General features: G+C 50.7%; 15 protein-coding genes, 1 pseudogene and 1 riboswitch. Of the genes and pseudogenes, 3 read left to right on the top strand and 13 right to left on the bottom strand.

What is annotated here, in order from left to right:
* Window positions 1–314, top strand: a pseudogene (locus tag CZ787_RS02455) (integrase core domain-containing protein); the annotation flags it as partial.
* Between the two features lie 10 nt (window positions 315–324).
* Here the strand turns inward: CZ787_RS02455 and CZ787_RS02450 are convergent.
* The 8 genes from CZ787_RS02450 to CZ787_RS02415 all read right to left on the bottom strand — a co-directional run bounded on the left by CZ787_RS02450 (window position 325) and on the right by CZ787_RS02415 (window position 5,288).
* Window positions 325–642, bottom strand: coding sequence for a GNAT family N-acetyltransferase (locus CZ787_RS02450; protein ID WP_328514762.1), 318 nt, complete (start codon window positions 640–642; stop codon window positions 325–327).
* A gap of 256 nt (window positions 643–898) precedes the next feature.
* The gene (locus CZ787_RS02445) at window positions 899–1,333 is read right to left on the bottom strand and encodes a GNAT family N-acetyltransferase (RefSeq protein ID WP_087105820.1); all 435 of its coding nucleotides are present in this window, start codon (window positions 1,331–1,333) and stop codon (window positions 899–901) included.
* Window positions 1,334–1,389: 56 nt separating this feature from the next.
* Window positions 1,390–1,812, bottom strand: coding sequence for a DinB family protein (locus tag CZ787_RS02440; protein ID WP_254908541.1), 423 nt, complete (start codon window positions 1,810–1,812; stop codon window positions 1,390–1,392).
* 44 nt (window positions 1,813–1,856) lie between these two features.
* On the bottom strand, window positions 1,857–2,261 hold the full coding sequence (locus CZ787_RS02435) for a DUF1801 domain-containing protein (protein WP_087105818.1): 405 nt from the start codon (window positions 2,259–2,261) through the stop codon (window positions 1,857–1,859).
* Between the two features lie 233 nt (window positions 2,262–2,494).
* A complete protein-coding gene (locus CZ787_RS02430; protein ID WP_087105816.1) occupies window positions 2,495–2,695 on the bottom strand; it encodes a hypothetical protein in 201 nt (66 codons plus the stop codon).
* 131 nt (window positions 2,696–2,826) lie between these two features.
* Window positions 2,827–3,132: an NIPSNAP family protein gene (locus CZ787_RS02425; protein ID WP_087105814.1), complete on the bottom strand. Its 306-nt coding sequence runs from the start codon at window positions 3,130–3,132 to the stop codon at window positions 2,827–2,829.
* 162 nt (window positions 3,133–3,294) lie between these two features.
* A complete protein-coding gene (locus tag CZ787_RS02420; protein ID WP_087105812.1) occupies window positions 3,295–4,305 on the bottom strand; it encodes a 5'-nucleotidase in 1,011 nt (336 codons plus the stop codon).
* 380 nt (window positions 4,306–4,685) lie between these two features.
* On the bottom strand, window positions 4,686–5,288 hold the full coding sequence (locus tag CZ787_RS02415) for a class I SAM-dependent methyltransferase (protein ID WP_087105810.1): 603 nt from the start codon (window positions 5,286–5,288) through the stop codon (window positions 4,686–4,688).
* A 130-nt stretch (window positions 5,289–5,418) separates the two neighbouring features.
* Window positions 5,419–5,571: riboswitch (TPP riboswitch) on the top strand.
* A gap of 90 nt (window positions 5,572–5,661) precedes the next feature.
* On the opposite strand from CZ787_RS02415, the gene tenA reads away from it, so the two are divergent.
* Both tenA and thiC read left to right on the top strand, forming a co-directional pair.
* Window positions 5,662–6,330 (top strand): thiaminase II, encoded by a 669-nt coding sequence (tenA, locus tag CZ787_RS02410; RefSeq protein ID WP_087105808.1) that lies wholly within the window; start codon window positions 5,662–5,664, stop codon window positions 6,328–6,330.
* Window positions 6,331–6,352: 22 nt separating this feature from the next.
* Window positions 6,353–8,278: a phosphomethylpyrimidine synthase ThiC gene (gene thiC / locus CZ787_RS02405; protein WP_087105806.1), complete on the top strand. Its 1,926-nt coding sequence runs from the start codon at window positions 6,353–6,355 to the stop codon at window positions 8,276–8,278.
* An 86-nt stretch (window positions 8,279–8,364) separates the two neighbouring features.
* Here thiC and CZ787_RS02400 read toward each other — a convergent pair whose 3' ends face one another.
* The 5 genes from CZ787_RS02400 to CZ787_RS02380 all read right to left on the bottom strand — a co-directional run.
* A complete protein-coding gene (locus CZ787_RS02400) occupies window positions 8,365–8,544 on the bottom strand; it encodes a CsbD family protein (RefSeq protein ID WP_087105804.1) in 180 nt (59 codons plus the stop codon).
* A 106-nt stretch (window positions 8,545–8,650) separates the two neighbouring features.
* Window positions 8,651–9,817, bottom strand: a complete 1,167-nt coding sequence (locus CZ787_RS02395; RefSeq protein WP_087105801.1) for a DUF2955 domain-containing protein — start codon at window positions 9,815–9,817, stop codon at window positions 8,651–8,653.
* On the bottom strand, window positions 9,807–10,868 hold the full coding sequence (locus CZ787_RS02390; RefSeq protein ID WP_087105799.1) for an HlyD family secretion protein: 1,062 nt from the start codon (window positions 10,866–10,868) through the stop codon (window positions 9,807–9,809). Before CZ787_RS02390 ends, CZ787_RS02395 begins: the two co-directional genes overlap by 11 nt.
* A gap of 240 nt (window positions 10,869–11,108) precedes the next feature.
* Window positions 11,109–11,618, bottom strand: coding sequence for a porin family protein (locus CZ787_RS02385; RefSeq protein WP_087105797.1), 510 nt, complete (start codon window positions 11,616–11,618; stop codon window positions 11,109–11,111).
* 77 nt (window positions 11,619–11,695) lie between these two features.
* On the bottom strand, window positions 11,696–11,928 hold a 233-nt coding region (locus CZ787_RS02380), incomplete at its 5' end, for an EamA family transporter (protein WP_176372160.1).

Raw genomic sequence — 11,928 nt, 5'->3', positions numbered from 1 at the left:
TAAACCAGTTGATCGAATGGCGTGGCCGACCCAAGGCCATTCGATGCGACAACGGCCCGGAATACATCAGTGGCAAACTAACCCGTTGGGCGAAGCAGAACGGTATTGAGTTGCTGCACATTCAACCTGGCAAGCCGCAGCAGAATGCCTACATCGAACGTTACAACCGAACAGTCCGTTATGATTGGCTGAGCCATTATCTTTTCGACTCGATCGCTGAAGTACAGGATTTTGCCACACGCTGGCTCTGGACGTACAACCACGAGCGGCCGAACATGGCATTGGGTGGGATAACACCGAAACAGAAGGTAGCCATAACCAACTCTACTTATCGCTCCGGTTATAAATGGGGGGATTACCAGGGTGCCCGGTGTGCCCATCGATTTGCTCTCCAAGTAAAGTGAACTTGTGTTTCTCGTAGAACTTGATGCTCGAAGTATTTTCTTTGTAAACAGTGAGCTGTAACCGGTTTCGCCTATTCTTCGCATCATCCAGCAAGGCTGAGCCTACCCCCTTTCCCTGTGAGCTTGGGACCACAAAGATCGCAGCAAGATTGTTCTCATACAAGCTATAGAATCCAACGACTTTTCCCTCAGCTTCATATACAAGCGTTTCCGATGCAGGGATGTATACATCACGCATCTCGCTAACTTTTGATTCCCAAAACGCAGATTCAATGAAGGTATGGGCCTTAATAGAGGCAGATAGCCAAATTGCCAAGATTTGGTCGATATCGGCTGCCCGATAATCGCGAATTATTTGGTTGCTCCCTAAAGTACTTGAAACGCCCCGTTAAGGTATGAGGCGTGCAATACCAATGCAAGCGCATAGCACCTTAACCACTAAAACCAACGCATAGAAAAGTGCCAAACGTGCTAAATTACTCTTAAATGCTTTGTTATGTGCGCACTATTTGGCATTGCATTTCAATTAGCTGATGTTCGCCCACAACCTCTACTTCTTTAATGAACTCAAATCCAAACCTTTCGTAGTAACTTCTAAGGTAACTGTGAGCATGGATTTCAATAGAATTGACATCTATATTCTGCGCATATTGCATTATTGCTTGGATAACTTTTGAAGCAACTCCCATTCCTCGGCATTCCTCATTGACAGCTACCCTGGCCATAACAGAAGAGCCATCTTCTTTCACTGTCAGGCGAGCAGTAGCCATTGGCTCACCGTTTTCAGTTACTAACGCATGGAATGATTCCTCATCTAATCCATCAAGGTCTAACTCTACGGGGATCTGCTGTTCACGTGTAAACACCTGATAACGGATACCTTGAGCCAAATTAATCAGTTCAGAATCATTACCGATAGTTACTTCCATTGGTATTTTTCCTCAAAGTACATAATGCCGATAGCACGTGTAGCTCTGTAGTGGAGTCAAAGCCGCACGGAAAAACTGTCGCTGTGCATGACTTTGTTTTCCTCCGGAATCTCAGCCAGCAGATCAGTAACCCCAATATCCACGCCTGCCTGTGCTAGCAACGTAGACACTTGCCCACGATGATGAGTCTGATGGTTAAAGAAATGAAGAACCAGACTCGAATACCGTTTAGTGGCAGCAACCCCCTTGGTGTTGTGATATCTGAGAATAAACTTCAGATCACTTTCGGATAGCTCGGCTATCCAGTTGATAATCTTGTGATCCAACCAGATTCGGTGCTCAGATAAGCTACCAATGTCATTAAAAACTGTTTGATCCAGGCTCTTGGGATTTGGAAGTCCAACGACCTCGCGCAACGACTCTAAGCAGGCCGGATGAGTAGCAAACCGTTTCAGCCAGACAGTGTCACCGACGACAATGTGAGTGAGGGCTCACAGAATAGAGCCAAAAGGGCCACACGTCCTCAAGCCCCAAGCAATGGGAGATGCTTCAAACTATGATACTTTAATGCCATCTGTAGGCAATGGCTTAGCGGGCCGCTCACGACAGAGGCATTCAAGGGAACGACAATTGCTCTTTTCCCCTCATATTCAAATTCGTCACGATATATTTCTTTGAAGGTTTCGATCAAGCGAGTCTGACAGTGAAAATATACTTTAATGACATCTGGATCGTTTTGCTTCCAGTCCATTCGGATCGTGCTGCCGCCCTTCACAAGATAGCTGGGCTCGCCCCACTTAAGAGCCTCCTCAACCGTACCCAGATTATTTTCTTCTGCAACAGACAAAACCAGGCGGCGAATATCTGTAAGCTGCTTTCGTACTTCTAAAGGGTAGGTGGAAAATTTAGCTTCTATTTCAGGTTTCACGCAGCCTCCGGATTAGTCCAACGTAACGCGACCAGCACGCTAGTCTTTGTAGTGAAGGCGAAGCTGAAAGGAAAAGGATGTCGCCAATGTCTCGCCATTTCGCGCGCAAGCAAAGGGATAAATTCCAGAACATCTTCAAGACAACCAATTCGCATCATTGACTCCTTCACTTACGCCTAACGCCTAACGCCTGAAATCAGCCGTCGCCGAAGGGAGTCGGCTGGCTTGAATTGTTATGCCCGTGTGTCAACACCGACAGCCTGCCCTTGTTGTCTATTCATGATATCGATAGCCGCCTGCAATCTCTTGGCCAAATCCGAATCATTGCTCGACAGTGCCCCTTCAATTCCCAAACGAGCCTTTTCCATGAAGTTGATACGCGTGGTGTCTGTCACCATATCTATCGGTTGGCCGGTCGCCAAAGAGATTTTCATTGTCATTCCCAATGAAAGGTGAGCTTTCATCGAGCGACACGAACCTATTGCGCCACATACATTTAAATATAATTATAAAAAATACCGAGCGTTGCGAATCTTTCTTAACCGTTTTGTTATACGCAGCTTGTTCAACCGAACACAGGTCTAAAAAAGCTACGCTCATAGCTGATAATACAGTCCACTTTATCTGCAAATTCAAAAGCTTTAATACACTCAGGGTCATTTAGAGACTTAGTACGATAATCTTCGTAAGCTGACAAACTTTCAAACGTGAATAGCGCTAAAGCTATATTGCTTGCGTCTTCAGATGGTAGAAAGTAGCCATTATGTTGACCTCCAAACTTTTCAACGAGTGGAATCCACATTTCCGCGTATTCTTCAAACTCTTTGACCTTCTTTGGATCTATTGCATACCTGACATAGCAAGTAATCATAAACATTAACTCCTTCCAATTGTTTGATTTTGTCGGCTACGCATAACACCGCATTAAGGTGTGAGCAACGCCACCACTGAACCTAACCATACCACCGTAAACACAAAACCCAACGATGAAACGAAAAATACCAAGCGTTGGAAATCACTCTTAAATGCCTTATTAGTTACATACTTCATCTGACACTGTATCAACTTTTTTCTTGGCCTTTTCCTGCATTATTTTATTTAGAATTGAGTTTGATGGATAAAGAACTTTTGCGCTCGGAACCTCTGTTGACGCTGGGTCCAAGTGTGAATCTTGATCATCAAAAAAGATATGTGGCTTAAAGGCCTTTAGAAAGCGACTTTTCTCTAAACCTCCAAGAAAAAATGCTTGATCAATATAAACATTCCAACTTCGAAGGGTTTTTATAACTCTCATCTCCGCAGGGCTATTTCGCGCCGTCATAATAGCCAATTTTACAGGAGAATATTCAATACGACCCGGTAACCTTTCTTGTACTTTTGATAGCTTTTTCAGAAGGTTAGCATATGGTCCTTCTTGTAAAGGGATATCCTGTTTTTCATTTTCACTACGCCAGAATTCTTCTAACCCATCCGTTTGGTTAACAATTTCACTATCCTCGCTAAAAAGCACAGCATCCGCATCAAAAGCAAAGCGAACTTGCTCTTCGTTCAAACTCGCCTCTGACTGAGGAGGCTTTTTAACTAATGCCGAAGCACATACTCCACTATCGATGACCTCTTGAGCATCTTGCTCATTGGTTGTTAGAAACAAGTCGACATAAAAAGCGTCTAAATAGATCGAACTCGCTTCACCAGCTGTAAATGCCGAACGAGTAATAGGAAGTTCTCTCCTACGAATTTCATTTAATACTCTAAAGCCTGTTTCCGGACTATTCCTTGAAATAACAACCACCTCTACTATTGGCGCATTATCTTCCGGACTTTTGTGCGTATTGAGATTTAACAGTGACCGTACTAACGGCATAGCTGTACCATCATTTAGCGATTCATCTTCGTGCTCAAGCATATATGTTCGATATTCGTCTATCGCTGTGTTTGGATCTATTTTATTTTTTTCTCTAAAGATCTCATCAGCTTCAGATAAATCAAATAGTGCAGTAGCTGAAATCCCAACAACCAAAGTTTCTGTTAAATCTATTGGCATAATGCTTTCCCTTTCTGACGTATTAAAAAATTTCTATGGCGCAACTAACAGTTATTATGCAGCCGCCTAAACCAAATCTACCTCATTGATTCTATTGCTAGCAAAGCAAATTTTGGCTGTCTATCCAAAACTCGCATGCTGGCACGATTTACCATTCTCAATAATGCTGTATATAAATACAAATAGAGATAAATACAAAGGGATACCCCCATGAAGCTAATGGATAGGGTCCTAGCTACCTTACGGGTGAAACGCTATAGCCTTCATTGCTACCGGGTTCGCTTCTTCATTCGTTTTGACGGGCGCTGAAGTGAGGTAATGCCTGGAGTATTAAGCGCTCAAAACACTTGGCAGCCGCTATATTCAATAAGGTGATTCAATCAAACCATTGGCTTACGCAGTATCAGATCAAACCGGTGCCAGTGATGCGTTACCAGCCCACCCTCTCCTTCGCTTTCGCGAAAAAGCTCGACGCCTAAACCACTGCAGAGACCTTCAACCTCTGTTTTGGAATGAAAACTCATTGTTGAATGCTTGGCCCAATCGTGCCGGTTACCGAAAAGGTGCCCGACAAATAACCCTCCCGGCTCAAGCGCTGAAAGGATCATGTCCCACAGCATGGGAAAGTGCGTTGGCTCGCAGAACGGCAGGCTTAGCCCGGCGTGGATTAGGGCAGACGATGGCAGGCCTTTCAATTCCTCGAAGCGCGAAACCATCACCGTCAGATCAGCGCTGGGTAATTCAGCTTTTAGTGTTTCAACTCGCGCAATGGCGTTGGGCGCTTTGTCGATCGCCAAGACCTTCCACCCCGACGTCAGCAGTAGCGCGGTTTCGATGCCGCCTCCACATCCTAAATCGATAGCATGGCCGTTGCCTTTGGGTAAGCACTCAGCCCCCAAAGCGCGCCGTAACAGCGGCGAGGCGGCTCGCGTTTGATTGGCGCGATAGAAGGCTTCCCAACCCGTTTTGTTATCGGTGGTCAATGTCAGCACTTCCTGATCGCATCACGCTGTAATGATGAGTGTTAATAGTCATAATCGATTCAAATTAACACGTCGCACTGCCGTTCGCCCCCTTGCATCTCCCTCCACCGCCACCTAGACTCGCTGAGTTGAATGCTTGACGGGGTGCCGGTGAATCCGGCTGAGATGGCGCAGGGCGTAGCAATTTTGCCGCCAAGCGCTGGTCCCGCTGAACCTGATCCGGCTAATGCGCTGCTTTTGATGTAGCGCGGGTACCGGCGTAGGGATCAAGCGATGGCGCCGGCTAGCTCTCTCCCACAATCGCTCGCCACCCTTCCGTGCCATTTCCTCGATCTTTTCGCCTGCCCTTCGGATCACTACTCCCGGAGGATGTATGGGCTACCGCTTTACTGATTTAACCACTGCCTGCCATGACGATTGGCGCGCCTACATTGAGCACGACTTTGTGCGCCAGCTGGGCAACGCCACGCTGCCTGAAGCATCATTCCGCCACTACCTGAAGCAGGATTACCTGTTTCTGATTCACTTCGCTCGCGCCTATGCGTTGGCCGCCTACAAAAGCCCTACGCTTGCCGATTTGCGCCAGGCCCATGAAGGGTTGAAAACCATTGTGGATGTGGAGCTGGGCTTGCATGTGGGCTTTTGCAGCGAATGGGGTATTTCCGAGGAGGCGCTTGCCGAGCTACAAGAAGCTCGGGCGACCATGGCCTACACCCGCTATGTGTTGGATACCGGCAACCGTGGCGACCTGCTGGATTTACACGTAGCACTTGCCCCTTGCCTGGTGGGCTATGGCGAGATTGCCAACTGGTTGAACGCAAAATCCACAACCATACGCGGCACACACAACCCGTTTGATGCCTGGATTGCGATGTACGAAAGCGAGGAGTTTCAGGCCGCCATGCAGGCCGAGCTTGAATGGCTGGATGCTCGCCTCGCCGACGTAACCCCTGCCCGCTTTAATGAGCTCAGCAAAATTTTCCGCGATGCCACGCGTTTGGAAATCGACTTCTGGCAGATGGGCCTGGATCTTTCCCATTAATTCCAATAACAAGGATATAACCGTGAACAAAACCGTTACCCAGAAGACAGCCCGCTTTCTAGCCGAAACCGCCCAAGTGGATGCCGCCGCGATTTCTCCACTACCCGGTTCACGCAAGGTGTACCTTGAAGGCTCGCGCCCCGACATCCGCGTGCCGTTTCGGGAAATCAGCCTCTCGCCGACCAAAACGACCAGCGTGGATGAACAGAACCCGCCGCTGCTGGTGTACGACACCTCTGGCCCCTACACCGACCCCAACGCCCAGATTGATCTACGCCGTGGGCTTCCCGCGCTTCGCCGGGCGTGGATTGAGGAACGCGACGACACCGAGTTTTTAGAAGGCCATACGTCTGAGTACGGCAAACGCCGCGCCAACGACCCCATGCTGGCCCAACTGCGCTTTGATTTGAAACGCACGCCGCGGCGGGCAAAAGAAGGCAAGAACGTTACCCAGTTGCACTACGCCCGCCAAGGGATTATCACGCCGGAAATGGAGTTTATCGCCCTGCGCGAGAACCAGCGCCGCCAAGCGCTCTCTGCAAAGTACTCAGGCGATGCCGAGGTGGAGCGAATTTTGGGCCACCAGCATCGCGGCCAGAGCTTCGGCGCCAGCATCCCAGAAGAGATTACGCCGGAGTTTGTGCGCGATGAAGTTGCTCGTGGGCGGGCGATTATTCCCAATAACATCAACCATCCGGAAAGCGAGCCGATGATTATCGGGCGTAACTTTCTGGTTAAGATTAACGGCAATCTGGGCAACTCGGCCGTCACCTCGTCGATTGAAGAAGAAGTCGACAAAATGACCTGGGGGATTCGCTGGGGCGCGGATACCATCATGGATCTCTCCACCGGGCAGAACATTCATGAAACTCGCGAATGGATTTTGCGTAATTCGCCAGTGCCTATCGGTACAGTGCCCATCTATCAAGCGCTGGAGAAGGTGAACGGCGTGGCCGAAAACCTGACCTGGGAGGTGTTTCGCGATACGTTGATTGAGCAGGCCGAACAGGGCGTGGATTACTTCACCATTCACGCAGGCGTTTTGCTGCGCTATGTGCCGCTGACCGCCAACCGGGTGACGGGCATTGTCTCTCGCGGCGGTTCGATCATGGCAAAATGGTGTTTGTACCATCACCAGGAGAGCTTTCTGTATACCCACTTCGAGGAGATCTGCGAGATCTGCAAGCAGTACGATGTGGCATTTTCGCTGGGTGACGGCCTGCGCCCAGGCTCTATTGCCGATGCCAATGACGAAGCGCAGATGGCCGAGCTTAAAACCCTGGGCGAGCTGACCCACATTGCCTGGAAGCACGACGTGCAGGTAATGATTGAAGGGCCCGGCCACGTGCCCATGCACCTTGTGAAGGAGAACATGGACAAGCAGTTGGAGTACTGCGATGAAGCGCCCTTCTACACACTCGGCCCGTTGGTCACGGATATCGCACCAGGCTACGACCATATTACCTCGGGCATTGGGGCCGCGATGATCGGCTGGTTTGGATGTGCCATGCTCTGCTACGTCACGCCGAAGGAGCACCTGGGCCTGCCCAATAAAGATGACGTAAAGACCGGTATTATTACCTACAAAATTGCCGCCCACGCGGCGGATCTCGCCAAGGGCCACCCGGCAGCACAGCGGCGTGACAATGCGCTTTCCAAGGCGCGGTTTGAATTTCGCTGGGAAGATCAGTTCAACTTGGGGCTAGACCCAGACACCGCGCGGGAATTCCATGACGAAACTCTGCCCAAGGATTCCGCGAAGGTCGCCCATTTTTGCTCCATGTGCGGGCCCAAGTTCTGCTCAATGAAGATTAGCCAGGAAGTACGCGATACCTACCGCGACCGCACGCCAGAAAGCACTAACGACGCGGAGTCGGTTAAGCGCGGCATGGAAGAGCAGGCGGAGAAGTTTCGAAAAACGGGAAGCCAGCTGTATCAGGAAGTGTAAAACGGTTTGAAAACGAAAAACATAAACGCAAACAGGGGCCTAAGGGCCCCTGTTGTCGACGTGTTACGCTAACGTGCGTAGCAAGGCTATTTTTTCTTGAGGCTCTCTTTCACCTCGCCTTTACCTTTTTGAGCTTCGCCTTTAGCCTGCTGCATTTTGCCTTTGGCTTCCGTTTTTTCGCTGCCCGTTACTTTGCCAGCCGCTTCTTTCACTTTACCAGCGGCTTTGTTAGCGGCGCCTTTTACTTTATCGTCTTTTCCACTCATGACATACACCTCTAATCCGTTAGTAGGAAACACGCTGGAGGGAAGAACATATTGCCCTTCACATCACAGCTGCCTTATTAGAGTAGCCTTTGTTAAAAAAGTTACCTCACTTTCTTTCTGGTAGTCGCGTAGGCTCCCAAAGATTGAGCACATAATGCAGGCAAGCCATAAACAGCAGCGTTACTACCAGCGCCACGCTCATGGATGAAAAACGGTACAGGGCGCTATAGACAAGGTCCTGATTCGGGCCTAATGATTGACCAAACAGAATGCCCAAAGTGGTCATCCCGCCAAACCCGATGCCGGAACCGCCACCTTCAAGTATGTGTTCGCGCCCAAACAGCAATAGCCCCAACCAATAAAGCACAATCGCCAGCAGGAAGTGATTGCTTTGTGTGTAAAGCAGAAGCTGCATTATCAGCGCCAGATTACATCCCAATAGCGTGCCGATGGCGCGTTTGCGAGCGGATACGCGTGCACCGGCATAGCCCATCGCGAACAGTACCAGAATGGTCGCCATTTGTGCCGAGAGCGACCCCTGCAGGTCAAGCACCTGAAAAACGACAAAGGAAAGTGTCGCGGTAATGCCGCCCATCAGCGTTTCATGGCGCATCTGCGCTTTAGTCTTGGTGCTTTTGGGCGGCGGTTGGCGGGGCTCAACGTCGGGGAAAAGCGTGTACATCAGCATGGCGATGAACACAGCGAGCACACTGGCCACAAAATTGGAGGCCAACAAATCAGCTAGATCGACGCTGGGGTAGCTCGCAAAATGCAGCAGAATGCTTAAGGTTAATACGCCATTGGCTCCAAACAGAAACAGCGGGCCTTTTGCCATCAGGCTAAACCGAAACAGGAACATACCCAACACGACCAGCGTCATCACCACCGGCATATGTTTAAGCAGGCCGACCACCAGGCTGACTTCCAGCGCATTCACCGATACGTTACCTAAAAACTGGCGAATAATGCTGATATTCAGAATGGGCACCATGCCCAGCAAAAACATCGGAAAAACGGTAAAGAAAACGCCGTAGTTCCAACCCATTAACTGACTGATGATAAACCCGAGTGTGCCACCACCGGCCACCCGCAAACACTGGCGCAGGGCATTCTCACTCAAGCGATGATAGCCAGGCGCTTCAGGGCCAGCACCGCTACGGCGAGGCGTGCGTTTAAAAAAGCCGTGCAGCGCGCGATTGATTGACCACGCGCTGGCATCAGCCGGTTTTGTATCAGCGGGCCCTGCATTAGTAGACCCCGCACTAATAGACATAATGTAGCCAGCTGATCAGATGCGTTTGTAGCCATGCAAAGGGGTGCGCCAGCGCATGTTCCCCCGGTAGCAGTTGCACCGTTGCCCGGGCGCCGCTTGGCAGCAGCGCAGCAATGGGTTCGTTGAGGACAATATGAATACGCAAACGCTGCGCATCGCGCACCCAGCGGTCAGAGGTAGGAATATCCGCCAGTTGCCCATCAGCGGTCAGTTGCCCTTCCCGCACGCCAGCATCAAAAGCACTGACCTGCCCTTCAAAGATATGCCCTGGCATGGCATCGAAGATCACCGCAGCCGAGTCGCTGGGCAGTACGTGGCGTAGGCTTTTTTCACGGAAGTCGGCAACGATATCCATCTTCTGAGTCACCAGTGCGATCACTGGCTGCCCCGCCTGAACATAGTCGCCCACCTGAAGCTGCAAGTTCGTCACCTGGCCTGACTCTGCCGCCCGCACTTCGGTACGTTCGACGTCCAACTGCGCTTTCTCAAGTGCGTTGTCGGCTTGGCGCAAGCGCAGGTTGGTATTTCCGTTCTCGCCTAGCTGTACTTCCAGGCTCTGTATGTTCGCCTCGGCGGAAGCCACTTCTGCCAGGGCGGTATGCTCAGCCGCTACCTGCTGCTCGTACTGCTGGCGTGAAATATTCTGCCGCCCCACCAGGGCTTCGCCACGGCGCCGCTCGCTGCTGCGCTCCTCAGCCGTTGCCTGGGCAGAGGCCAGCACCGCCCGTGCGGCGGCAAGCTCCGCTTCAAGGCGCGTGTTTTCGCGCTCAGCCTGCTCACGGTTTAGCCGCGCTTGATCAAGGGCAAGCTGAAAGGGCTCGGGGTCCAGACGAAACAGCACATCGCCTTTGGCAACCTGCTGGTGGTCACGCACGGTCACTTCTTTCACTGGCGCGCTGAGCTCTGGTGCCACACGGGCAACCGGGCGCATTACCCTGGCCTCGGGCGTCATGGGCATGAAGCTGTCAGCTATCAAGAAATAGATAAACAGCAGTGCAAAGGCAGCCAGCGCCACCTTCACCCAGCGGGCGAATTTTTGATCAGGGGACATGGAGTTTTACTCTTTGTTTTGCGCGCCTTCTACGTACGCGCAGAGCGCTTGTGGCCAGCGGATGCTTAATGGAATAGCGCATTTTAGCAAATGATTAGCAAGCTAACAATGAGCCACCCTTCTGCTTTATTAGCGTTATTTAGTAGTGCCCTTGGCTACCCAGAAAAAATTCATAAAAAACCCCAGAGCCAAAAGGCCCTGGGGTTGGATAAACCACTAACGCGTTTTAAGCGTTAATCATTAAAAACGGTATTTTAAGCCCACGCTTGCCGCATCGAAATCGTAGGCAGACTTGTCCAGATAACGCATGTAATCAGCGCTGATGGCCAGATTGTTGGCGACATCAATTTCACCGCCCGCGCCATAGGAGAAACCGCTTTCACTGTCGTGGTCGAAATCCACTTCAGTGACACCGATCAGACCATACAGACGTGCATTGGGGGTAATAGGCGCGATGCCTTTTGCGTAAGCACCTACCAGGTAATCCAGCTTGGTATCACCATCGGAGCCACCGGTACCCAGATGCCCTTCGAGCGCGAAGTAATCATTGAACTGCGCACCACCGCGCAAACGCAGGCCTACGTCGTTACGTGAGGAACCGCGGTCAGGATCAAGGTTCCAAAACATGGCGTCGCCCGCCACGTAACCTTCAGGGTGACCAAATGATTGCTGTGCCTGGGCTGATGCAGCGAATGCACCCGCGCCGACCAAGAGTGCCGCAGAAGTGAGTGATAATACGGTCATCTTCATCGTCATGTACCTCCGTTAAAAAACAGTGTTTCCTTACACAACTTCATTGTGGTACATGTCCGAAAAGAACGCAACGTTTACCGCCCTTTGGATAGGCTAAGTGCGACAATACCACCCACCACGACCGCCCCACCCAATAACTGGCCAGGGCTTAGCGTTTGCCCTAATACGAAATAACCGATCACCAAAGAGGCGACAGGTTCGATATTCATGACCGGGGCGTTGCGGGCCATATCCAGGCGCGGCACAAAAATAAACAGTGTCGAGAACGCGGTGGCGTAAAGCAGCGCCAAAAGCCCCAACCCCACCC

The sequence above is a fragment of the Halomonas citrativorans genome (assembly GCF_900163645.1).
GTDB classification, from domain to species: domain Bacteria; phylum Pseudomonadota; class Gammaproteobacteria; order Pseudomonadales; family Halomonadaceae; genus Vreelandella; species Vreelandella citrativorans.
The sequence above is the reverse complement of the archived record's forward strand: the minus strand, read 5'-3'. Positions and strand labels throughout refer to the sequence as shown.